The sequence below is a fragment of the Streptomyces sp. SS7 genome (assembly GCF_037993025.1).
Classification (GTDB): Bacteria; Actinomycetota; Actinomycetes; order Streptomycetales; family Streptomycetaceae; genus Streptomyces.
The window spans coordinates 6263494-6284523 of record NZ_CP141223.1 but is presented as its reverse complement, the minus strand read 5'-3'; the positions used below and the strand labels follow the sequence as shown (position 1 = coordinate 6284523).

The window sequence follows — 21030 nt, the reverse complement described above, 5'->3', positions numbered from 1 at the left end:
TCGCCGTTGTCGCCGTCGCCGTCGTCGCCGTTGTCGTCACCGCTCTCGGCCGCGGGTAGTCGTGGCCGGTCGCCGACAAGGCGGGACTGGAACGCTATCCGCAGTCCCCGGTCGGCGAGCACCCGGACGGCCCTCCTCCCAACGACCGTCCCGGACTGCGCCGCAGGACGTACCTACATAAAGTGCCGGTAAATCCGCTCCGGGTGCTCGCTCCCGCCCGGACGACCCTGGACGACGAGGGGATTCGCCGTGACCCACTCCCCGCCGCCCGGCGCGCCCCGGGCCCGCATCCCCGGACCGCAGCAGCCCCCTCCGCCGGCCCCACGGATCCCGGCCGGACTGTGGAAGCGCTGCCTGGGCGGCGGGCTGCTCCTGTGGGCGCTGACCGCGCTCGTCACGTACGCCACCGCGAACCCCACCCTCCTGCCGACCCTGATCCTGCTCGGCAGCTTCCTCGTCCCGGTCTGCTTCGTGCTGTGGGCGTACGAACGGCACGGCCGCGACCTGGGCGTCGGCCTGATCCTCGGCTGCTTCCTGACCGGCGGCACGCTGGGCGTGCTCGGCGCGTCGGTGATGGAGTCCTACCTGCTGCACCCCTCGCTGTGGATGTTCGTCGGGGTCGGACTGATCGAGGAGGCGGCGAAGCTCGGCGCGCTGATGTTCGTGCTGCGCCGGCAGACCCGGCTGCGGGGCCTGCGCGCCGGGGTGGTGCTGGGCGCGGCCGTCGGCTTCGGCTTCGCGGCCCTGGAGAGCGCCGGGTACGCCTTCGACGCGGCCGTCTCCACGGTCGGCATCGACCTCGGCGCACTGCTGGAGACCGAGCTCCTGCGCGGGGTGCTCGCCCCCTTCGGTCACGGGCTGTGGACGGCGGTCGCGGGCGGGGTCCTGCTGGAGTACCGCCGTCCGAACGGGCGTTTCCCGTTCGCCGCGCCCGTCCTCGGCACCTGCGCCGGCGTCGCGCTGCTGCACGCTCTGTGGGACTCCACCCACGGGATCGCGATCTGGCTGGTGGCCCGGCTGACCGCGGACGGCCTCGACCGGCGGCTCTTCGCCGAGGGGTACATCCCGCGGCCGACCACCGAGCAGCAGCATCTGCTCACACTGTTCTCGGTCGGCGCGACGGTGTGCGTGGCCCTGCTCGGGGTGGCCTGGGTGCGCTCGCTGGCACGCCGGGACCCTTCTTGGAGAAATACCCCCTAGGGGTATAGTGTGGGGTTACTGGGAGACCTCTCAGGTCCCCGCCGACCCCATCCGCCTCCCCCAGGAGAACGACATGACCGCATCGACCGACACCGCCGACTCCGTCACCGCCGTCTACCGGGTGAGCGGCATGAGCTGCGGCCACTGCGAGGGCGCCGTCTCCGGCGAGATCTCCGAACTGGCCGGGGTCGTCTCCGTCAAGGCCGTCGCCGCCAGCGGCGAGGTCACCGTCGTCTCCGCCGCCCCGCTCGACGAGGAGGCCGTGCGCGCCGCGGTCGACGAGGCCGGATTCGAGCTGGCCGGCCGGGCCTGACCCGATCGCCCCCACGGCCATGACGACGAGCCCCGCCACCGACGCGCCGATAGCCGCCCCGACCGCCGAGGTCGAACTGCTGATCGGCGGAATGACCTGCGCGACCTGCGCGTCCCGCGTGGAGAAGAAGCTGAACCGGATGGACGGGGTGACCGCGACGGTCAACTACGCCACCGAGAAGGCGAAGATCAGCTACCCGCCCGGGACCGAGGTCGCCGACCTCATCGCGACCGTGGTGAAGACGGGGTACACGGCCGAGGAACCCGTCCGCGAGGAGCCCGCCGGGGCGGGGGCCGGGGACCCGGCCGGGAGCGACGACGAGCTCTCGGCCCTGCGCCACCGGCTCCTGGTCACCGTCCTCCTCGCGGCGCCCGTCGTCCTGCTCGCCATGGTCCCGTCCCTCCAGTTCGACTTCTGGCAGTGGCTCTCGCTGACGCTCGCCGCGCCCGTCGTCGTCTGGGGCGGCGCGCCGCTCCACCGGGCCGCCTGGACGAACCTGCGGCACGGCACCGCCACCATGGACACCCTGGTGTCCGTCGGCACGCTGGCCGCCTTCGGCTGGTCGGTGTGGGCGCTGTTCCTGGGCGACGCGGGCATGCCCGGCATGCGGCACCCGTTCGAACTCACCGTCTCCCGCACCGACGGCGCCTCCGCGATCTATCTGGAGGTCGCCGCGGGAGTCACCGCCTTCATCCTGCTCGGCCGCTACCTGGAGGCCCGCTCCAAGCGGAGCGCGGGGGCGGCGCTGCGGGCCCTGATGGAGCTGGGCGCCAAGGACGTCTCCGTGCTGCGCGACGGGCGGGAGATCCGGATCCCGGCCGACCGGCTCGCCGTGGGCGACCGGTTCGTCGTACGGCCCGGGGAGAAGATCGCCACCGACGGCACGGTCGTCGAGGGCGTCTCCGCGGTCGACGCCTCGATGCTGACGGGTGAGTCCGTGCCGGTGGACGTCGGGCCGGGCGACGCCGTCACCGGCGCGACCGTGAACGCCGGCGGGCGGCTCGTCGTCGAGGCCGCCCGGATCGGCGCCGACACCCGGCTCGCCCGGATGGCGCGGCTCGTGGAGGACGCGCAGAACGGCAAGGCGGAGGTGCAGCGGCTCGCCGACCGGATCGCGGGCGTGTTCGTGCCCGTGGTCCTGGTGCTCGCGACCGCCACCTTCGGCGGCTGGCTCGGCGCGACCGGGGACACCGTCGCCGCGTTCACCGCGGCCGTCGCCGTGCTGATCATCGCCTGCCCGTGCGCCCTCGGCCTGGCCACGCCCACGGCCCTGCTGGTCGGCACCGGGCGCGGCGCCCAGCTCGGCATCCTCATCAAGGGGCCCGAGGTCCTGGAGTCCACCCGCCGCGTCGACACCGTCGTCCTCGACAAGACGGGCACCGTCACCACCGGCCGGATGACCCTCCAGGACGTGTACGTCACGGACGGCACGGACGAGACCGAGCTGCTGCGGCTCGCGGGCGCCCTGGAGCACGCCTCCGAGCACCCGGTCGCCCGCGCGGTGGCCGCGGGCGCGGAGGAGCGCGCCGGGCGCCTGCCGGCGGCCGGGCACTTCGAGAACGTGCCGGGGCGGGGCGTACGGGGGCGCGTGGAGGGGCGCGAGGTGGCCGTGGGACGGCTCTTCGAGGAGCTTCCGGGCGGGTTGGCCCGCGCCAAGGACGAGGCCGAGCGGGACGGTCGTACGGCGGTCGTCGTCGGCTGGGACGGCAGCGCGCGCGGGGTGCTCACGGTCGCCGACGCGGTCAAGGAGACCAGCGCCGGGGCGGTCCGGGAGCTGCGCGCGCTGGGGCTCACCCCGGTGCTGCTGACCGGGGACAACCGGGCCGTCGCGGAGGCGGTCGCGGCGGCGGTCGGGATCGACGAGGTGATCGCCGAGGTGCTGCCCGAGGACAAGGTCGACGTCGTACGGCGGCTCCAGGACGAGGGGCGGGTCGTCGCGATGGTCGGCGACGGCGTGAACGACGCGGCCGCGCTCGCCACCGCCGATCTGGGGCTGGCCATGGGCACCGGGACGGACGCGGCGATCGAGGCGAGCGATCTGACGCTGGTACGCGGGGACCTGCGGGTGGCGGCGGACGCCATCCGGCTGTCGCGGCGGACCCTGTCCACGATCAAGGGCAATCTGGTGTGGGCCTTCGGGTACAACGTGGCCGCGCTGCCGCTGGCCGCCGCCGGACTGCTCAACCCGATGATCGCCGGGGCCACGATGGCCTTCTCGTCGGTCTTCGTGGTGACGAACAGTCTCAGGTTGCGCACCTTTGACTGAGACCCCCTGGAGTCCTGCGCGAGCCTCACATAAGCTCTTCACAAGGCTCGCGCATCATCCTTACGCTTGGGCCTCGCTCGCTGTATCCGGGCTCTTGCGCATCTAACGGACATATGCAAGAGACACAGATCACAGTGACGTGAACGTAACCACCGAAGGGGTTCGAAGGTCTAAGTTGACGGTGTCGGAAAGCGTCTTGGGGGGCGCGGACCGGCATCTGGGGATGTCTTGGGGGACTTCCTCAGAGATGCGTTGCCGGGGCACGTACACCGGGAAGCTTTGAGCGGCCCTCCCAGCGTGCGCGTCCCGGCAGACCGCACACGCGGTAGTACGGCGGGTTCCTCCCGTCGTGCTCAACCGCAGGCACAACAACCGCACGACAACCGCATATCGACACAGCGAATTCAGGCGCTGTCCTCATAAACGCCCGGCCGGATCCCGTGGGGGGAATCCGCACCGGGACATGGGAAGGCGCCCTGGTCGTCGGCCCGTGGGGGGACTGACGCCGGGGCGCCTTCCGCTTTGCCTGAAGGGGCGCGGGGAACTGCGCGAACGCCCCCCACTCACCCGCGCTGGAGAACGAACCGGCGGCGGGGGCACCCGTTCGGCTCCCCCGCCGGAGGCCCTAGCGCTCCTCGACCGGCACGAAGTCGCGCTCGACCACGCCCGTGTAGATCTGCCGGGGACGGCCGATGCGGGAACCCGGCTCCTTGATCATCTCGTGCCACTGGGCGATCCAGCCCGGAAGGCGGCCGAGGGCGAAGAGGACCGTGAACATCTCGGTCGGGAAGCCCATCGCGCGGTAGATCAGACCCGTGTAGAAGTCGACGTTCGGGTACAGGTTGCGCTGGACGAAGTACTCGTCGGAGAGCGCGTGCTCCTCGAGCTTGAGGGCGATGTCCAGCAGCTCGTCGGACTTCCCGAGGGCCGAGAGGACGTCGTGCGCCGCGGCCTTGATGATCTTGGCGCGGGGGTCGAAGGACTTGTACACCCGGTGGCCGAAGCCCATCAGGCGGACGCCGTCCTCCTTGTTCTTCACCTTGGAGATGAAGGAGTCGACATCGCCGCCGCCCGCCTGGATGCCTTCCAGCATCTCCAGGACGGACTGGTTGGCGCCGCCGTGCAGCGGGCCCCAGAGCGCGTTGATGCCGGCCGAGATCGAGGCGAACATGTTCGCCTGCGAGGAGCCGACGAGGCGGACCGTGGAGGTCGAACAGTTCTGCTCGTGGTCCGCGTGCAGGATGAGGAGCTTGTCCAGGGCGGAGACCACGACCGGGTCGAGGTCGTACTCCTGGGCGGGGACCGAGAAGGTCATGCGCAGGAAGTTCTCGACGTAACCGAGGTCGTTGCGCGGGTAGACGAACGGGTGACCGATCGACTTCTTGTACGCGTACGCCGCGATCGTCGGGAGCTTGGCGAGCAGACGGATCGTGGAGAGGTTGCGCTGCTTCTCGTCGAACGGGTTGTGGCTGTCCTGGTAGAAGGTGGACAGCGCGGAGACCACCGAGGACAGCATGGCCATCGGGTGGGCGTCGCGCGGGAAGCCCTTGTAGAAGTTCTTGACGTCCTCGTGCAGCAGGGTGTGCTGCGTGATGTCGTTCTTGAAGACGCTCAGCTCGTCGACCGTCGGCAGCTCGCCGTTGATCAGCAGGTAGGCGACCTCGAGGAAGGTCGACCGCTCCGCGAGCTGCTCGATCGGGTAGCCGCGGTACCGGAGGATTCCCTGCTCGCCGTCGAGGTACGTGATGGCGGATTTATAGGCGGCGGTGTTGCCGTAGCCGCTGTCCAGGGTCACCAGACCGGTCTGGGCGCGGAGCTTCCCGATGTCGAAGCCCTTGTCGCCGACGGTGCTGTCGATCACCGGGTAGGTGTACTCGCCGTCGCCGTACCGCAGTACTACAGAGTTGTCGCTCACGTCATCCCTCACCGACGTTGTGCCTCTTCTTCGAGGTTGCCCTGACTGTCTCCACCCTCCCCCATTTGGCGCAGGAGAGTGCACTCGGGGTCGACCATTGGGCTTATCGACGGCACTCAGTGCCGCCAACTTGCTCATCCTGCCGCCTTGGTCACGGTTGGGGAAGTGCTGTGTGACCTTTGCGACTCATTTGATCGATCATTTTTTCTGCCGCGTTCGAGAACCGCGTGCTCAACGGCCCGAGAGGCGGAAATCGAGGGCCGTGCAGCGCCGTCCCGCCGAGACCGTGCGCACCGCCTGGCCGATGGCCTTGCGGGAGCCGACGAGGACGACGAGGCGCTTCGCGCGGGTGACGGCCGTGTACAGCAGGTTCCGCTGCAGCATCATCCATGCTCCCGTGGTGACGGGGATCACGACGGCGGGATATTCACTTCCCTGTGAACGGTGGATCGTCACCGCGTACGCGTGGGCCAGTTCGTCCAGTTCGTCGAACTCGTACGGGACCTCCTCGTCCTCGTCCGTCAGTACCGTCAGGCGCTGGTCCACCGGGTCGAGCGAGGTGACCACGCCCACCGTGCCGTTGAAGACACCGTTCTTCCCCTTCTCGTAATTGTTGCGGATCTGGGTGACCTTGTCGCCGACACGGAACACCCGCCCGCCGAACCGCTTCTCCGCGAGATCGGGGCGGCCCGGGGTGATGGCCTGCTGGAGCAGTCCGTTGAGCGTGCCGGCGCCGGCGGGCCCGCGATGCATCGGCGCCAGCACCTGGACGTCCCGGCGCGGGTCCAGGCCGAACTTCGCCGGGATCCGGCGGGCCGCCACGTCCACGGTGAGCCGGCCGGCCTCCTCGGTGTCGTCCTCGACGAACAGGAAGAAGTCCTTCATGCCGTCGGTGACCGGGTGCTGCCCGGCGTTGATCCGGTGGGCGTTCGTGACCACACCGGACTGCTGGGCCTGGCGGAACACCCGGGTGAGCCGCACGGCGGGCACCGGGCTGCCGTCGGCGAGGAGGTCGCGCAGCACCTCGCCCGCGCCGACGCTGGGAAGCTGGTCGACGTCCCCGACGAACAGCAGCCGCGCGCCCGGCGGTACGGCCTTCACCAGCTTGTTGGCCAGGAGCAGGTCCAGCATCGACGCCTCGTCGACCACCACCAGATCGGCGTCGAGCGGGCGGTCCCGGTCGTACGCCGCGTCGCCGCCCGGCTTGAGCTCCAGCAGCCGGTGGACGGTCGAGGCCTCGGCGCCGGTCAGCTCGGCCAGCCGCTTGGCGGCGCGGCCGGTGGGCGCGGCCAGCACGACCTTGGCCTTCCTGGCGCGGGCCAGCTCCACGATCGAGCGCACGGTGAAGGACTTGCCGCAGCCCGGGCCGCCGGTGAGCACCGCGACCTTCTCGGTCAGCGCGAGCCGCACGGCCGCCTCCTGCTCGGGCGCGAGCTCGGCGCCGGTACGGCCCTTCAGCCAGGCCAGCGCCTTGTCCCAGGCCACCTCGCGGAAGCCGGGCAGCCGGTCCTCCTCGGTGCGCAGCAGCCGCAGCACCTGGGCGGAGAGGGAGAGTTCGGCGCGGTGGAAGGGGACCAGGTAGACCGCGGTGACCTGCTCGCCGCCCTCACCGGGGACCTTCTCCCTGACGACACCCGGCTCGCCGGAGTCCTCGTCCGGCTCGGCCAGCTCGGCGAGGCACTCGATGACCAGGCCGGTGTCGACCTGGAGGAGCTTGACCGCGTCGGCGATCAGCCGCTCCTCGGGCAGATAGCAGTGGCCCTGGTCGGTGGACTGGGAGAGCGCGTACTGCAGGCCCGCCTTGACGCGCTCCGGGCTGTCGTGCGGGATGCCGACGGACTGGGCGATCCGGTCGGCGGTGAGGAAGCCGATGCCCCAGACTTCGGCGGCCAGCCGGTAGGGCTGGTTCCTGACGACGGAGATCGAGGCGTCGCCGTACTTCTTGTAGATCCGCACCGCGATGGAGGTGGACACCTCGACGGTCTGGAGGAACAGCATGACCTCCTTGATCGCCTTCTGTTCCTCCCAGGCGTCGGCGATCTTCTTCGTGCGCTTGGGGCCGAGGCCGGGCACCTCGATCAGGCGCTTCGGCTCCTCCTCGATGATCGTCAGGGTGTCCACGCCGAAGTGCTGTGTGATGCGGTCGGCGAAGACCGGGCCGATGCCCTTGACCAGGCCGGATCCCAGATAGCGCCGGATGCCCTGGACCGTGGCCGGCAGCACGGTCGTGTAGTTCTCCACGGTGAACTGCTTGCCGTACTGCGGGTGCGAGCCCCAGCGGCCCTCCATCCGCAGCGACTCGCCGACCTGGGCGCCGAGCAGCGCGCCGACGACCGTGAGAAGGTCGCCGGCGCCTCTGCCGGTGTCCACCCGGGCGACCGTGTAGCCGTTCTCCTCGTTGGCGTACGTGATGCGCTCCAGCACGCCTTCCAGGGTGGCCAGTCGCCGCTCTCCCGCCGGGGAGGCCCCCACCTGATCGGTCATGATCCGACGGTACCGCCCGGCACCGACATTCCCGCCGGGCGTCAGTTCTCGGCGAGCGTCACACAGGTGCCGACCACATAGCCGGTGACGCCGCTGCGGGTGACCTTCACCCAGCGCTTGCTGACGATGCCGCACTTCTCGTACGAGGAGGTGCCGTAGTACGACGCACAGGACGCCGACGCGCTCTGCCCCTTGTTGACCTGGGCGAGGGCGGTACCGCTGGTGCTCGTGGTGGAACGGATGACGACCGTCTCCAGGGCGGTCGCCGTGCAGGACGCCGCGGCCGCCGGGCTCGCGAGGACGACTCCGGCCCCCACCAGGGCGGCCGCCCCCAGGGACGCTCCGAGTATCCGAGCTGCGCGCATGTCTCTTTCTCCCCTGTCGGACCTTCATTGGCACGGGCATGCCACCCGCGCCCGGACAGGGGAAGCCTAGATCGCCCCGGTCCGCCGAGTGCCACGAACGACGGCATGATCTCGCGGAGTGCGGAGTCAGCCATGCCCGGCGGCCTCCAACGCCTTGCGGGCACGGTTCTTCGCCGACCGGCGGCCATACAGGCGGGCGCAGAACGACGTCAGTACCTCCACCATGTCCCGCACCAGGTCGTCTTCGACCTCGCCGTCATCCAGGACGACGAGACGGCGACCGTGTGCGGACAGGGCAGCCTCGACGAGTTCGACGTTCACGCGGCCGAGCCGGCCCTTGTGCTCCACGACCACGCAGGTCACGTCCGGACCGGCCAGCAGGCGACGGACCTTGCTGCGACTGCCGTTCATACCCGAGCCGATCTCGGACCCGACCCGGACGACCTTGCCGCCCGCCCTGGCCGCCCACGCGGACAACCGGGCCAACTGCCGCTCCAGATCGCCTTTCCGGTCATGCGAGGAGACACGGACATACAGCCCCAGGCCGCCCACCGCTTCCGGAGCGGTGCTGGTCTCGATGTTCACCAGGATCGTGCGCGGCCCGACCCGCTGAGCCGGTACCGGCAACGTCCCCTCACGGAACCAGCGGTACGCGGTCTGCGGATGCACGCCCCGCGTCTTCGCCTGGCGAACCTGCTCCAGGCGCATCCGGACGTCCAGGGCGTCATCGCCGCCGAACGACGAGATGGCGCTCGGCGCGATCAAGGCGCTGGGTGCCAAGGCCGGTACGTCGGTCCAGGTCGTGGGCTTCGACGGAACCCCGGACGGCCTCAGGGCCGTTGAGCAGGGGACGCTGTACGCGTCCGTCGCGCAGCAGCCGTCCCGGCTCGGGAAGATCGCCGTGGACAACGCGCTGCGCGCCGTCCGGGGCAAGGAGGTCGAGGAGACGGTGAAGGTGCCGGTGAAGGTGGTCACGAAGGAGAACGTGGCCGGGTTCAGCGGCTGACCAGGTGAGTGGGCGGGCGGTCACCCTCGTGGGGGCCGCCCGCCCGGGCCACGTATCAGGGGGTTCTTTCATGTACGACTACGACCTGCTGGTCGTAGGGTCGGCCAACGCCGACCTGGTGATCGACGTCGAGCGGCGTCCCGCTGCCGGGGAGACGGTGCTCGGCTCCGACCTGGCCGTCCATCCCGGCGGCAAGGGCGCGAACCAGGCCGTGGCGGCCGCGCGCCTCGGGGCCCGTACGGCCCTGCTGGCCCGGGTCGGCGACGACGCGCACGGCCGGCTGCTGCTCGACTCGCAGCGGGCGGCCGGGGTCGACACCGCGGGTGTGCTGGTGGGCGGGGCGCCGACGGGGGTCGCGCTGATCACCGTGGACCCGTCGGGCGACAACAGCATCGTGGTGTCCCCGGGCGCGAACGGCCGGCTGACCCCGGCGGACGTGCGGGACGCGGCCGCTCTCTTCCGGACCTCCCGGGTCGTCTCGGCGCAGCTGGAGATCCCGCTGGAGACGGTCGTGGCGGTGGCGGCGAGTCTCGCGCCGGACAGCCGCTTCGTCCTGAACCCCTCCCCGCCGCGCCCGCTGCCCGCGGTCCTGCTCGCGGCCTGCGACCCGCTGATCGTCAACGAGCACGAGGCCAGGGTGATCCTGGGCGACGGAGCCGCGGAGGCGGGCGACCGGCCCGAGGAGTGGGCGTGCGCCCTGCTGGCGAAGGGGCCGCGGTCGGTGGTCGTGACGCTGGGTGCCCAGGGCGCGTTGGTGGCGTCGGCCGGGGGTGGTGTCGAGCGGGTCGCGTCCGTGGCGGTGGACGCCGTGGACACCACGGGTGCGGGTGACTCCTTCACCGCGGCGCTGGCGTGGAAGCTGGGTGCGGGCGCGTCGCTCGCGGAGGCGGCGCGCTATGCGGCACGGGTCGGTGCGGTGGCGGTGACCCGCAGGGGGGCGCAGGAGTCGTTCCCGACGGCGCAGGAGGTCGAGGCGCTGTAAGCAGGACGGGCATCCTCAACCGCCATCTCTGCGGCGCGCTGGCCGAGTTGGGCCACGGGGACGGAGTGCTGGTGTGCGACGCCGGGATGCCGATCCCGGACGGCCCCCGGGTGGTCGACCTCGCCTTCCGGGCGGGGGTGCCGTCCTTCGCGGAGGTCGTGGAGGGCCTGCTGGAGGAACTGGTCGTGGAGGGCGCGACGGCGGCCTCGGAGGTACGGGAGGCGAATCCGGCCGCCGCGCGCCTCCTGACGGGGCACTTCACCCGACTGGCGTATGTCCCGCACGAGAAACTGAAGGAGCTGTCGGCGGGGGCCAGGCCGGTGGTCCGCACGGGCGAGGCACGGCCGTACGCCAACGTGCTGCTGCGGTGCGGGGTGTTCTTCTGAGCGGTGGGTGGGTGGGTGAGCGGGCGGGTGGATGAGCGAGTGGGTGAGCGAGTGGGTGGGTGGGCGGTGAGCGGCTGGGGTGGGCGGGGTGGCTGGGCGGCGGCTGGGCTGCGTGGCGGCCGGTGCGACGCGGCCGCCCGGCTGTGCGGCAGCCGGGCTGAGCGGCAGCAGCTGGGGCGGCGAGGCCGCCGAGGTGGGCAGGGGGCGCGGCAGCCGGGCTGGGCGGAGCGGCTCGGCGGAGCGGCGGAGCGGCGGAGCGGCGGAGGAGGAGGCGACTCGGCTGCCGCGCAGCCCGGCTGTGCCTGTGGGGTGGCGGGGCGGCGGGGCGGCGTAGGCGCCTCCGGATGCTTCGAGGGGCCCGGTCCGTCGACCGGACCCCTCGGCTTTCCCCCTCCAGCTGTCGGCACCTCCCACGATCCCCCCAGATCCCCCTCCAGAGGTCCCGACGCCCTGTACGACACGCAAGGGCCGACAAGGGTTGCACGGCGTTCCAGAAAGTTTCCGACAGGCGATTTGTCCGAAATATGCCACATGATGTTGTCGTTCCCCTCACCCTCCCCCGAGGAGCACGACCATGTCCGAAAAGACCGAGGCCCCCGTCACGCCGTTCACTCTCGGCGACCCGCTCGACTCCCCCTCCCACCCGGTAGAGGTCCCCGACTTCGACCAGGAGTGGACCGTGGAGAAGGGCTTCACGTGGGTCTTCTACGGCAACGGCAACACGACGCTGACCCGGCCGGTGATCATCGCCGACGGCTTCAACCATGGCAGGAGCAAGCTCAAGGAGCTCTACGAGTTCCTGGAGGGCGAGGACTATCCCCTCATCAGCGAACTCCGCCGGCGCGGCAAGGACGTCGTCCTGCTCGGCTTCGACGACCGCACGGACTCCATCCTCACCAACTCCAAGGCGGTCGAGGGAGCCATCCGCGAGGCGATATCCCGTCGCGCGGGCAACGAGCGGCTGATCGTCGGCGGCTTCAGCATGGGCGGCCTCATCACGCGCTACACGCTCGCCCGCATGGAGACCGACCTCCACGAGGACGAGCACCAGACCGGCGTGTACTTCTCGTTCGACACCCCGCACCGCGGCGCGACCATCCCCGTCGGCGTCCAGGCGTTCGCGTACCTGCTCCCGTACGGCCTGGACCTCAAGCCGCACCCCTTCACACAGCAGATGAACAGCCCGGCGGCACGGCAGATGCTGTGGCAGCACTACGACAAGACCACCCAGAAGATCGGGGTGGCCCCCGAACGCAGCGCGCTGCTCAATGAGTTGGACCGGGTCGGCCAGTGGCCGCGGATTCCGCGCAAGCTGGCCGTCGCCAACGGCCGCGGCGACGGCATCGGGCTGCCCGACGTCGATCCCGGCGAGGTCACGCTGCGGCTCGACGTCCGCTACCCCGGCACCACCTTCTACGCCCAGGCGCAGGGCGACGACGTGACGGTCGCCTACCTGAACCGGGCGTTCCCGGCGACCGAGCGGACCATCACGACGAGCGACTTCCCCGAGCTGGACGGCGCACCGGGCGGGACGCTCGCGACGTACGAGATCCTCGCCAACTCGATGATCGAGGCCGGTGGCGAGGCGGACCTGCGCCAGCCGCACGTGTGCTTCGTCCCGTCGGGCAGCGCGGTCGACATCGCGGACTTCGCACGGCAGGGAGACCTGTACGCCCCGGTCGAGGGCCTGGACCCGTCCCAGAGCGGCGTGGACGAGTTCCTCTGCTCGTCCACGACGACCCCGCACACACTGCCGACGGAGGAGCTGTGCACGTGGCTGCTGGACCGGTTCTGACCGCACCGTCACCGTGAGACCGGGCCCCCGCACTGCTTCTCCGGTGCGGGGGCGCAGCCGCCGACACGGGCTCGTCAGTACCAGACCCCCCGGAAGTGCAGGAACGCGGTCCGCAGTTCGGGGTCGTGGAGGAGGGCGAGAATCTCTTCCTCTCCCGCGAACAGGGCATCGGCCGCCGGATGCGCGGACTGGTGGAACATGTTGACCAGCACGTCGATGAGGGGGTGGTCCCAGGCGATCCGCACGATCTTCCTCGCGTCGTCGCACTCTCCGTTGTCCATGGTGATGCGCCACTGCCGCATGAAGATCCCGGCCCGCTCGTAAGCGTCCACACGCCCCTTGACCAGGACCGCTCTTTCGTTGAGGCCGAACACCTCGATACAGGCCCGTCCTCGGTCGGTCAGGCCCCGGTACGTTCCGAGCGGGAGCACCAGCCGCAGGTGGTCCAAGGGGTCCTCGGCAGTCGGGTCGACGAGCAGGGGGCTGCCGTCCGCTGCAGTGGGAAAAAGGCTCCGTTTCTGGTTGCTGTTGCAGAAAGAGCAGGCGAGCAGATGGTTGAGCCAGTCGAAGGTCCGCAGTGGAGCGAGGCTCTTCGGCTCGAAATGGTCGATGTCGGTGCCCTGGCCGTCGCCGCAGTACATGCAGCGTTCGTGGCCGGGGGCCATCTCGGCGAGGCCGGCCTGGAGCGCGGGACGGACGTGTCGGCGATTCGCCCAGAGCTTCCTGGCCCTGTCCTTGCGTTCCTTCTCCGTGGCCTGCTGGCGGATGTCGTCGGTGTAGGCCGTCAGTTGTTCCTTCGTGGCCGGCGACAGGACGGCGCGCCGAAGGCGGATCACTCTTCTCCGTCCGTCGGTCGCCGGGCGATCCCCCTGGTCCGCCGGTGAAGGTGCGCACTCATCTCGTCCAGACGGGCCGACGGCGAACTGGCGAGCCGCTCCTTGAGTTCCCGGTAGCGGGCGAGCACCTCCCGTGACGAAGCCCCGTCATAGATCTCCGCCTCCAGCTCCACGAACTCGGCCCTCAGGTGTTCGGCCCGCTCGGAGTAGGGCGTGTCGAGACCGAACAGATCGGAGAGCACGGCGTCGTCGCCACTGCCGTACACCACTCGGTCGTACAGGTCTTGGCCGATGACCTCGGGCGGGCGGGCCTCGTCCACGCCCGGCAGCCGGATCAAGCCGCCCGGGTCGGCCGCTTGGCAGATGTACGGGCTGTGCGTGGTGACGATGAACTGGATGTTGGGGAAGTGATCGGTCAGCCAGGGGCCGATCCGGCGCTGCCAGGAGACGTGCAGGTGGGCGTCGATCTCGTCGATGATGACGACGCCGGGCAGGCGGTTGAAGAGCTGCTGCCCCTCCAGGTCCCGGACGGACAGCCCGGACGCGTCGTGAATCTGCTTGAGGATGTCAACGACCAGAGCCGCCACCGTGCGGAATCCGTCGCTCATCTCCCGCAGGGGAAAGCGCTGACCGTCACGCTCGACCCAGAGGCCCTCTGAGTCGACGTCGATGATCCTGTACCCGTCCGGCAGAAGCCCGTCCTGGAGGATCGCCAGTGCGGTTCGCTTGAGTTCGGCGGCGCCCGGCCTCTTCTCGAGCGCCCTCAGGTGCTGCTCCACCAGCCAGGCGACGCCCTCGGCGAGTGAGGCGTCCTCGTGGAAGAGACTCGCCTGCCGTGCCACCGGACCGGATGCCAGCATGAGCCGCTGCACCTCGCCGGAACCTCCGGCCATACGACGGAAGGGCCCGTACGCCGCACAGAACCAGCCGGCCGGATTGTCGGCCCAGGGGCCACGGCGGGCCGCGCTGTTCTGCGCGTTGGTGTACCTGATCTCGTCCAGCGCGGGCTGGGACCCCCTACGGGCCGAAGCTCTGGCGCCCAAGACCTCGTGGGGCGCCGTCCACCGGAGCCCGGCCCGGACGGCACCAGCGGGTCGCCGCCCCTGCGAGAACCGATCCTCCTTCGTATCCCACGCGATCTCGATCTCGACCCGGCCTTCGGCGGCACCTTGGGCGACCCAGTTCTCGAACCCCGGAACCAGACTGCGGGCCACCACGGGACCGCTGAGCGCCAGAGCCACCGCCCGGAGCAACGTCGTCTTCCCGGACCCGTTACGCCCGGCGAGCACCGTCCAGCCGGCATGGCCGCCATCGGGGCGGGTCAGGGTCAGATCGACCTGGCGCGGGCCGTGGAAGGACTTGATGTCCTTGACGATGATCCGGCTGACGTACATGGGTGTCGGCATCCGTTCGTTCGCGTGTCGCGCCCGATCCTACGGCTGTCACCCGCCCGCCAGCGGCGGCGAAGGGCCGGCAGCGCAGTGTCCGGCGCGTGTGTCACGAACCGGTCGTCGGCCCCGTCGGCGCACCTACGCAGTCGGTGCGGCGGCGTCGAGGGCGGGCGGCAGGGGGTCGGAGACGAACGAGCCCCGGGCCCGCACAGTCACCACCAATCCCCGATCGCGAAGGATGTCCAGGGCGCGACGGACTGTACCCGGACCGACTTTGTATTCATGCGTCATGGTCAGTTCGCCGGGCAGGCGAGTACCCGGCGGGTAGGCACCGGCACGAATCTTCCGTTCGATGATCGCAGCGAGCTGCTCATACACATACTGCGGTGAATCAGGGCTGATCTTGTCCACTCAGTGAACGTATGCCGCTGCGCACCACCACGCATCACTTAGTACTACTACCAACCACTACCCACCACTACCGCTATACGGGTAAGGTGTCGCGAAAGGAAAACGCCCCGGCGGGAAGGGTGAGAGCTTCCGTGCCGGGGCTGAGCCGACTGTAAAGGAGTCGACCTGTGCGCAGCCTACTGGCCGCGATCCTGAGCCTCTTCCTGCCGCCTCGCGGAGCGCACCGCGCCCTTGACGCCCCAGCGTTCCCAACGGCCTCTCCGTCCGCGCCGGCCGGTCAGACGCGGATGCCCTACCCGGATGTCATGGCAGCCGACGGTCTCCCCCTGGTACGGCCGTACCTCGTCGTATGGGAAGCCGGGCGGGACGAACGGGCCCGCAGGCACCTCCAGCGGGAGCGGCGCCGGGCGGCGGTTCTCGCGACGCTGGGCCAGGACTACGTCCCGTCGGAGGCCGCCGCATGAGCAGCGTGAGGAGATTCCGGAGCGTCGGCGTCGACCCCGCCACCGGGAAGGAGGCATTCGTCGTGGCGCGACCCGGTGGCCTCCTGGAGGAGTTGGCCGACGCGCACGCCCTGAAGGCCGCCGCCGTCCTCGTGACGGTCGTCGGCGCCGTACTGGAGGGAGGCAGGTCCTCGGAGACGGAACTCGCCGCTTTCGTACCGGCCTTGCACGCGGCGCTCGAGGAATGCGTCGGGATCATGGCGGCGGACGGGGAGCGGTGACGTAAAGACCCGCCGGGCGGCTGGGGTCCTCGGATCGTCCGAGGACCCCGAGCGTCACGGGCGGAGACCTGGGCTGCTTGCCGCGGTGGGCTTGAGGTGGGTGGTGAGGGTTTGGAGGGTCCGCCAGGACTCCGGGGCGGTTCCGTCGCCCAACGGGTAGTGGAGGGCCGGGGACGCCGGTGAGCCGAGTCGGTGCGGCTGGGCGGGGATCGGTGGGCGCTCCGCGCGGGGGAGGCCGATGCTCTTCACGTCGCGTGGCCCCAGGGTGAACGAGACCGGCAGGGGTGGTCCCTCCACCCCTGGCGGGAGGGTGAGGTCGGCGCGGGCGGCGCGGACGGTGACGAGCATCGTCGTCAGGGCGTGTTCCGTGACGAGGGTCGCGGCGAGGGACTCCAAGGTGTCGAGCGGCATGTCCTGGGGGCGCTCGTAGCCGAGGGTGAGGGTGATCTCTTCGGCGACTCCCGCCGTCGTACGGGCGACGCGCTGGGTGGCGATCGACGCCGGACGGCCGGGGGCGCCGACGGCGACGAGGTGGGTGGGGGCGGGAGCCCGGTCCCTGGCGAGGTCGGTCAACTGGTGCGGTGACCAGGGGAGATTGGCCGGCTCAGCGGTGCCCCAGCCGAGGGGCGGGGAGTCGGTGAGGTGCCGCCAGGCCGCCTCCAGGGCGCGGCCGAGGACGAGCCGCTCGTCGGGCACGTGCACCGCGCGGAACGTGAGGGTCAGCTGCCGGTGCTCGGTCGGCGCGGCCCCTGCGGTGAAGGCGTCGGCGAGCGTGCCGTCGATCGGCGCGAACGTACCGCCCTGCCAGGCCAGTCGCGCCCCGGACAGACCGTCGTAGTAACCGCCCTGCGGATCCTGCACGACCCAGCGGTTGGGTGCCCCGCCGAGTGCGGTGCGCAGGGGGAGGGTGAGGCGGACGTGCGGTGGTGTGACGAGGTGGAGGGCGCGGTTCGACCGCGCTGCGGCTCGGAGGGTGTCGGAGAGCCAGGCGGTGAGCGGGAGGAGCGGGCGGTCGGAGAGGACGACGGCGGTCGAGTCGGTCAGCGCGTCGACGGTCGGGACGTCCTGGGTGCCGGGGGGTTCGTCGGGGACGGTGACCCGGGAGGTGTGCGCTGCTCCCGGCGGCCAGATGGCGCCGCCGAGGAGCATGGTCAGGCGCCCGCCCACGGATTGCGCGAGCCGCTCCGCCTCGGGGGTCGCGGTGGAGGCGCGTACCTCGGTCCACCAGTACGGCGGGTCGGGAGCGGTGGTCCCGGCGCCCAGGAGACGCTCCGCCTCACCCGGCACGTGGACGAGCAGCGGAGCCTCCACGGACACCAGCGGGCGACCCGCGGCCGTGCACAACTGGATGACCGCGTCGTCGTCGGTGGCGGTCAGTTCGAGATCGGGGCCGCCGGCGTGGAGAGCGGCCAGCAGAGACGCCTGGTCGGGCGTTTTCGGGGTGAGGGCGATGACGTCTTTGGTCATGCGGGTTCCTGTCGTCAGAGTCGGCCGGTCAGATCAGGACCCATGCCGTTCTCATCCGCTTCCGGCTCGGCAAGCCCCTCCACGGTCGCCATCCCGAAATACGTTCGCTCACCCGGCTCCGGTGGGGTTCCGAACAGGCTGCTGAGGTCTTTCAGAGCGGCAGTCAGCCGTGGTGCGTTCCTCCGTTGGATCTCTGGATGAGGACGTCCTGAGAAGTCATAACGGCCCCAGATGTCATGGTGTACGGAGAGCTCCGCCGACAGCCCTGTAGGAGCGGTGGAGAACGAGAGGTCGACCAGTCGGTACTCGTTCCGGGGCTGGTCCGCCGCGTCGATCCAGGTCCCCGTACCGAGCACACTGAAGTCAGCGATGTCGGCGGTGGGGTGCGCCGCGGGGCGGCTGCCTCTCACCTGCGCCGGAAGGCCCGGATCGCCGAGTGGCTTCGCCGCGAGATCAAGCGAGGTCGTGATGCCTGTGGACCCCACACCTGCGACGCCCCAGACGTATTCCAGGCGAACAGGGACGAGGAGCGCATGCCGGATCAGCGCTTCACTTGTCCGAGCAGCGAGCGAGAGAGCCGATTCCAGGCCCGGTGAGCCGAAGTCGTACAGATCCCAGAACCACGAAGCGCGTTCCCGAGGCGCACGCAGCAATGTCGACATGGTGTTTCCTTATGGGAGCGTCGGGCCGTTCGCGGGGATGGTGAGGGAACCGTCGGTGAAACGAAGGAGGACTGTCATCCCGGCATTCCTCGCCCGGAATTCTGCCTCATTGAACATCCGGGGTGTCAGGTCCCCCATGGGCTGATGAACATCGAGGAGTGCGACCCGGTGACCGATCCCAGGGTGGTTCAGTTGTTTGGCCGCCTTCCCGACGGCGTTCTTGATGCCCTGGATGTTCGTGACGTCCTTGAGCTGGTAGCCGTAGTCGACAGAACCGTCGGCATGGCGCGTGTAGACGTCGAGATCGAAGGTCTGCGTGTCCAGCTCCACGCCGACCCGGCCCACGCCGCTTTCCTGGAGGTCGGTGGCGAGCCTCATGGCCATGTGCGCGGCCGGAACCATGCCCCTGTCGGTCTTGGTAGGCCCCTGCTTGCACATGTCCAACAGCTTCCGGTAGCCCTCCATGTCACCTAGGTGCCCGCGCGAGAGCAGCTCGGCCACGCCCGCCCCGTACGGATCCTTGCGCAGGGCATGCAGCACTTTCTGCTGGTCCGGTTCGGGCATTTTGGCGCGGGACAACTCCTGGAGGACACCGGCTTCCTGGTCCGGTTCCATTCGGCCGGTGGGGGCATGCGCGCTGTCGTCGGCGTTTCTCGTGTACGCGGCCGGATCGATGTCCGGAGGCCCGCTCTGCTCGCCGCCATGGCTTCCGGCCTCGGCAGGGACCCCATCGGCGTGATCCGGACCATGGCCATGCGTATCCGTGTGATGTCCGTCGGCAAGCCCGTGCGGTGACGTCCCCGAGGGCGGATCGACATGTGATCTGGGTGCCTCGTGCCCGTTCGGGACGTCATGGCCTCCCGAGCCGTGGCCGGTACCAGGGCTGTGAGCCGCGTCGCCGCCCGCACCATGTGAGGCCTGGGCCCCCACCAGTTCACGCGGCTGATGTGACTGGACGGGCGGGTGGAGCGCGGAGTGGTCGTTGGCCGAGAGTTCGTGTGCGGCCGCGTCGGCGTGCTGGTGCACAGAGCCGTCCGCGTTGAGGAGGTGGCCCTCGTCGGTGAGGTAGACGATGTTGCCGGTGGCGTCGTCGACGTACGGGATCGCGTTGTCCGGGATCTTCGGGGACCGGAGCGCGTCCGCTCGTTGCAGGAGGTCCAGGGTGGATCCCGAGTGGAGGTTCTTCAGGGTGCGGAAGGTGTCGCCGACCTTGCCGAAGGCGTAGGCGCCCGCCTTGCCCGCGTACGTCATCGGGTCGATGGCGCGGCCGATCTTGCCGGCCGTCGACAGGGCGCGGGCCGCCGCGGAGGACTTGGCGGCTCCGGAGGCCGCGGCGCCCGTGCCCTCCGTGCCCAGCAGGGTGAGCACGTTGAAGCCCACCGCCCCCGCCGCGCGGGACGGGTTGGTCTTCCAGGTGTCCCAGGCGACGAAGCCCTTGACCGTCTCCTTGTAGGCCGTGCGGGATTCGCGCAGCCAGGTCGGCAGCTTGTCCTCCGGCAGGAGCCACCATGTGCCCAGCGTGGCGCTGGTCAGGGCCGAGGCCGTGGCGAGCTGGGCCAGGCCCTTCCACGCCCGGCCCGCCGCGTCCGCGCCGTCGGCGCCGAAGAGGGTGCCGACGCCGTGGATCGTGGCCATCACGCCGTCGGTCCAGATGCCGTCCCAGACCTGGCCCGCCTGGTGGGTCAGCCAGTCCCAGCCCTCGTACTCCCGCTCGGCCGGGGCGCCCCACGGGGTGGCCGGCGCGTGGTCGAGGTCCTCGGCGCGGTAGCCGTACATGTGCTCGCCGTGCGAGCCGTCGTCGACGGTGGTCCTCGAGCCGCCGACCAGTGCGGTGATCTTGTTGTGGCAGGTCCGCTCGGCCGCCTGGAAGGCCGCGACCGTGTGGTTGACGTCCCGCCAGAGCTGGTTGTTGCGGTCGACCTTGTCCTGATCCTTGCGCCAGTCGTCGTCCCCGGCGAGGGACGCGACGAACGCGGTGGCGTCCGCCTTCAGCGTCGCCAGCCTCTCGATCAGGGGTTGCACCTCGGCGCTGTAGTCCGACAGCGCCGACGCGACCTTCTCCAGGTCGTCGGCGAAGCCGTCCGCCTTCGTCTTCACCGGCAGGGTGGAGGAGAGCAGTTCGGCCGCGTCCGGTGTGCGGTAGACGGCGGAGAGGTTCTGGAACGTGGTGTGGACGTTCGCGCCGGACGCCCGGAACTGGGCCGCGTTCGCGGTCAGCAACATCACGTCCGTGTCCAGGGTGGACAGGTCGCCGATGAAGTGCGGGATGCCGGACGGGTCGATCAGGGTTGCCCCGTCGCTCACTTGGCCGCCCCCGGCAGATCGACCTTCGGCTCCTTGGCCGCCTCCCGTTGCGCCGTGGCCGCCATCGTCAGGTCGCCCTCGGCGTAGTGGCCCGTGGCCTCGGCCGCGCCGTTCAGCGACTTCGACGTGCGCTCGGCGATGTACACCAGGTCACGCGCCCACTGGTCGAGGAACTCCGCCAGTGCCGCGCCCACCAGCCCGGCCGTGCTGCTGTACGGGCCGTACTGGCTGGTGATCGTCCCCGCCGCCGAGGCCGCCTCCTCCAGGTTGCCCTGCATCGCCCGGCCCGTGTCCGACAGTGACTTCGCCGCTGTGCCGGTGTTCCGCAGAACTCCGCGCACTCCGGCGACGTCTATGTCCCAGCCCGTCACACCGCTCCCCCCAACCGGCAATCCGTCGAACGTATTATCGCATGAGCAGTTGCAAAGCGACGTGACGTCAGACGGCCGCCGGGATGTTTTTCGACATCCGGCGGCCGTCCGCGGGTCTCGGTGGATCCGAGGTGTTCAGAGGTGGTCAGAGG

At 70.5% G+C, this 21030-nt stretch carries 19 protein-coding genes and 1 pseudogene; 9 read left to right on the top strand and 11 right to left on the bottom strand.

Translation table 11 applies throughout. From position 1 onward, the window contains the following. Nucleotides 1-249: 249 nt before the first annotated feature. From U5640_RS29065 to U5640_RS29055, 3 genes are all read left to right on the top strand, one after another. Nucleotides 250-1200 carry a PrsW family intramembrane metalloprotease gene (locus U5640_RS29065; protein ID WP_340378955.1) on the top strand — a complete coding sequence of 317 codons (951 nt, stop codon included), beginning with the start codon at nucleotides 250-252 and terminating at the stop codon, nucleotides 1198-1200. Between the two features lie 73 nt (nucleotides 1201-1273). Then, nucleotides 1274-1513 carry a heavy-metal-associated domain-containing protein gene (locus U5640_RS29060; RefSeq protein WP_340378953.1) on the top strand — a complete coding sequence of 80 codons (240 nt, stop codon included), beginning with the start codon at nucleotides 1274-1276 and terminating at the stop codon, nucleotides 1511-1513. Between the two features lie 19 nt (nucleotides 1514-1532). Beyond that, on the top strand, nucleotides 1533-3779 hold the full coding sequence (locus U5640_RS29055; protein WP_340378951.1) for a heavy metal translocating P-type ATPase: 2247 nt from the start codon (nucleotides 1533-1535) through the stop codon (nucleotides 3777-3779). A gap of 625 nt (nucleotides 3780-4404) precedes the next feature. Here U5640_RS29055 and U5640_RS29050 read toward each other — a convergent pair. From U5640_RS29050 to U5640_RS29035, 4 genes are all read right to left on the bottom strand, one after another. Further along, complete coding sequence (locus U5640_RS29050) at nucleotides 4405-5694, bottom strand: citrate synthase (protein WP_055637269.1); 1290 nt, start codon at nucleotides 5692-5694, stop codon at nucleotides 4405-4407. Nucleotides 5695-5925: 231 nt separating this feature from the next. After that, nucleotides 5926-8178 carry an ATP-dependent RecD-like DNA helicase gene (locus tag U5640_RS29045; protein WP_340378946.1) on the bottom strand — a complete coding sequence of 751 codons (2253 nt, stop codon included), beginning with the start codon at nucleotides 8176-8178 and terminating at the stop codon, nucleotides 5926-5928. A gap of 41 nt (nucleotides 8179-8219) precedes the next feature. Next, nucleotides 8220-8543, bottom strand: coding sequence for a hypothetical protein (locus tag U5640_RS29040; protein ID WP_340378944.1), 324 nt, complete (start codon nucleotides 8541-8543; stop codon nucleotides 8220-8222). Nucleotides 8544-8669: 126 nt separating this feature from the next. After that, complete coding sequence (locus U5640_RS29035; RefSeq protein WP_340378942.1) at nucleotides 8670-9251, bottom strand: IS607 family transposase; 582 nt, start codon at nucleotides 9249-9251, stop codon at nucleotides 8670-8672. Between U5640_RS29035 and U5640_RS29030 the strand changes: the two are divergent. The 4 genes and pseudogenes from U5640_RS29030 to U5640_RS29015 form a co-directional block, all read left to right on the top strand. After that, nucleotides 9228-9549, top strand: a pseudogene (locus U5640_RS29030) (substrate-binding domain-containing protein); the annotation flags it as partial. The gene U5640_RS29035 and the pseudogene U5640_RS29030 sit on opposite strands and share 24 nt — an antisense overlap. A 70-nt stretch (nucleotides 9550-9619) precedes the next feature. Next, nucleotides 9620-10531, top strand: coding sequence for a ribokinase (locus U5640_RS29025; RefSeq protein WP_340378940.1), 912 nt, complete (start codon nucleotides 9620-9622; stop codon nucleotides 10529-10531). Nucleotides 10532-10542: 11 nt separating this feature from the next. Beyond that, entirely contained in the window at nucleotides 10543-10917 is a 375-nt protein-coding gene (gene rbsD, locus U5640_RS29020; RefSeq protein ID WP_340385401.1) for a D-ribose pyranase, read from the top strand. A gap of 574 nt (nucleotides 10918-11491) precedes the next feature. Next, the gene (locus tag U5640_RS29015; RefSeq protein WP_340378938.1) at nucleotides 11492-12712 is read left to right on the top strand and encodes a hypothetical protein; all 1221 of its coding nucleotides are present in this window, start codon (nucleotides 11492-11494) and stop codon (nucleotides 12710-12712) included. Between the two features lie 74 nt (nucleotides 12713-12786). Here U5640_RS29015 and U5640_RS29010 read toward each other — a convergent pair whose 3' ends face one another. The 3 genes from U5640_RS29010 to U5640_RS29000 all read right to left on the bottom strand — a co-directional run bounded on the left by U5640_RS29010 (nucleotide 12787) and on the right by U5640_RS29000 (nucleotide 15350). Beyond that, on the bottom strand, nucleotides 12787-13548 hold the full coding sequence (locus U5640_RS29010) for an HNH endonuclease (RefSeq protein WP_340378936.1): 762 nt from the start codon (nucleotides 13546-13548) through the stop codon (nucleotides 12787-12789). Continuing rightward, nucleotides 13545-14942, bottom strand: a complete 1398-nt coding sequence (locus U5640_RS29005) for an AAA family ATPase (RefSeq protein WP_340385399.1) — start codon at nucleotides 14940-14942, stop codon at nucleotides 13545-13547. The genes U5640_RS29010 and U5640_RS29005 overlap by 4 nt, the downstream gene beginning before the upstream one ends. Before the next feature lie 135 nt (nucleotides 14943-15077). Beyond that, complete coding sequence (locus U5640_RS29000) at nucleotides 15078-15350, bottom strand: GntR family transcriptional regulator (RefSeq protein ID WP_340378934.1); 273 nt, start codon at nucleotides 15348-15350, stop codon at nucleotides 15078-15080. A 305-nt stretch (nucleotides 15351-15655) separates the two neighbouring features. On the opposite strand from U5640_RS29000, the gene U5640_RS28995 reads away from it, so the two are divergent. After that, nucleotides 15656-15814 carry a hypothetical protein gene (locus U5640_RS28995; RefSeq protein ID WP_340378933.1) on the top strand — a complete coding sequence of 53 codons (159 nt, stop codon included), beginning with the start codon at nucleotides 15656-15658 and terminating at the stop codon, nucleotides 15812-15814. A gap of 62 nt (nucleotides 15815-15876) precedes the next feature. Then, nucleotides 15877-16074 (top strand): hypothetical protein, encoded by a 198-nt coding sequence (locus U5640_RS28990; protein ID WP_340378931.1) that lies wholly within the window; start codon nucleotides 15877-15879, stop codon nucleotides 16072-16074. Between the two features lie 54 nt (nucleotides 16075-16128). Here the strand turns inward: U5640_RS28990 and U5640_RS28985 are convergent, their stop codons facing one another. Genes U5640_RS28985 through U5640_RS28970 form a run of 4 tightly spaced genes read right to left on the bottom strand, consistent with a single transcriptional unit; the run spans nucleotide 16129 to nucleotide 20878 of the window. Further along, on the bottom strand, nucleotides 16129-17541 hold the full coding sequence (locus tag U5640_RS28985; protein ID WP_340378929.1) for a DUF6177 family protein: 1413 nt from the start codon (nucleotides 17539-17541) through the stop codon (nucleotides 16129-16131). Nucleotides 17542-17555: 14 nt separating this feature from the next. Further along, nucleotides 17556-18203, bottom strand: coding sequence for a hypothetical protein (locus U5640_RS28980; protein ID WP_340378927.1), 648 nt, complete (start codon nucleotides 18201-18203; stop codon nucleotides 17556-17558). Between the two features lie 9 nt (nucleotides 18204-18212). Next, nucleotides 18213-20507 carry a hypothetical protein gene (locus U5640_RS28975; RefSeq protein ID WP_340378926.1) on the bottom strand — a complete coding sequence of 765 codons (2295 nt, stop codon included), beginning with the start codon at nucleotides 20505-20507 and terminating at the stop codon, nucleotides 18213-18215. Beyond that, entirely contained in the window at nucleotides 20504-20878 is a 375-nt protein-coding gene (locus U5640_RS28970; RefSeq protein ID WP_340378924.1) for a DUF6507 family protein, read from the bottom strand. Before U5640_RS28970 ends, U5640_RS28975 begins: the two co-directional genes overlap by 4 nt. Between the last annotated feature and the right edge of the window lie 152 nt (nucleotides 20879-21030).

Bases quoted from the DNA above. Each gene is read 5' to 3' on its own strand.
- U5640_RS29025 (WP_340378940.1), top strand. From the start codon at position 9,620: ATGTACGACTACGACCTGCTGGTCGTAGGGTCGGCCAACGCCGACCTG.
- U5640_RS28980 (WP_340378927.1), bottom strand. From the start codon at position 18,203: ATGTCGACATTGCTGCGTGCGCCTCGGGAACGCGCTTCGTGGTTCTGG.
- U5640_RS29055 (WP_340378951.1), top strand. From the start codon at position 1,533: ATGACGACGAGCCCCGCCACCGACGCGCCGATAGCCGCCCCGACCGCC.
- U5640_RS29060 (WP_340378953.1), top strand. From the start codon at position 1,274: ATGACCGCATCGACCGACACCGCCGACTCCGTCACCGCCGTCTACCGG.
- U5640_RS29045 (WP_340378946.1), bottom strand. From the start codon at position 8,178: ATGACCGATCAGGTGGGGGCCTCCCCGGCGGGAGAGCGGCGACTGGCC.
- U5640_RS29040 (WP_340378944.1), bottom strand. From the start codon at position 8,543: ATGCGCGCAGCTCGGATACTCGGAGCGTCCCTGGGGGCGGCCGCCCTG.
- U5640_RS28985 (WP_340378929.1), bottom strand. From the start codon at position 17,541: ATGACCAAAGACGTCATCGCCCTCACCCCGAAAACGCCCGACCAGGCG.
- U5640_RS29035 (WP_340378942.1), bottom strand. From the start codon at position 9,251: ATGCGCCTGGAGCAGGTTCGCCAGGCGAAGACGCGGGGCGTGCATCCG.
- U5640_RS29015 (WP_340378938.1), top strand. From the start codon at position 11,492: ATGTCCGAAAAGACCGAGGCCCCCGTCACGCCGTTCACTCTCGGCGAC.
- U5640_RS28995 (WP_340378933.1), top strand. From the start codon at position 15,656: ATGGCAGCCGACGGTCTCCCCCTGGTACGGCCGTACCTCGTCGTATGG.
- U5640_RS29005 (WP_340385399.1), bottom strand. From the start codon at position 14,942: ATGTACGTCAGCCGGATCATCGTCAAGGACATCAAGTCCTTCCACGGC.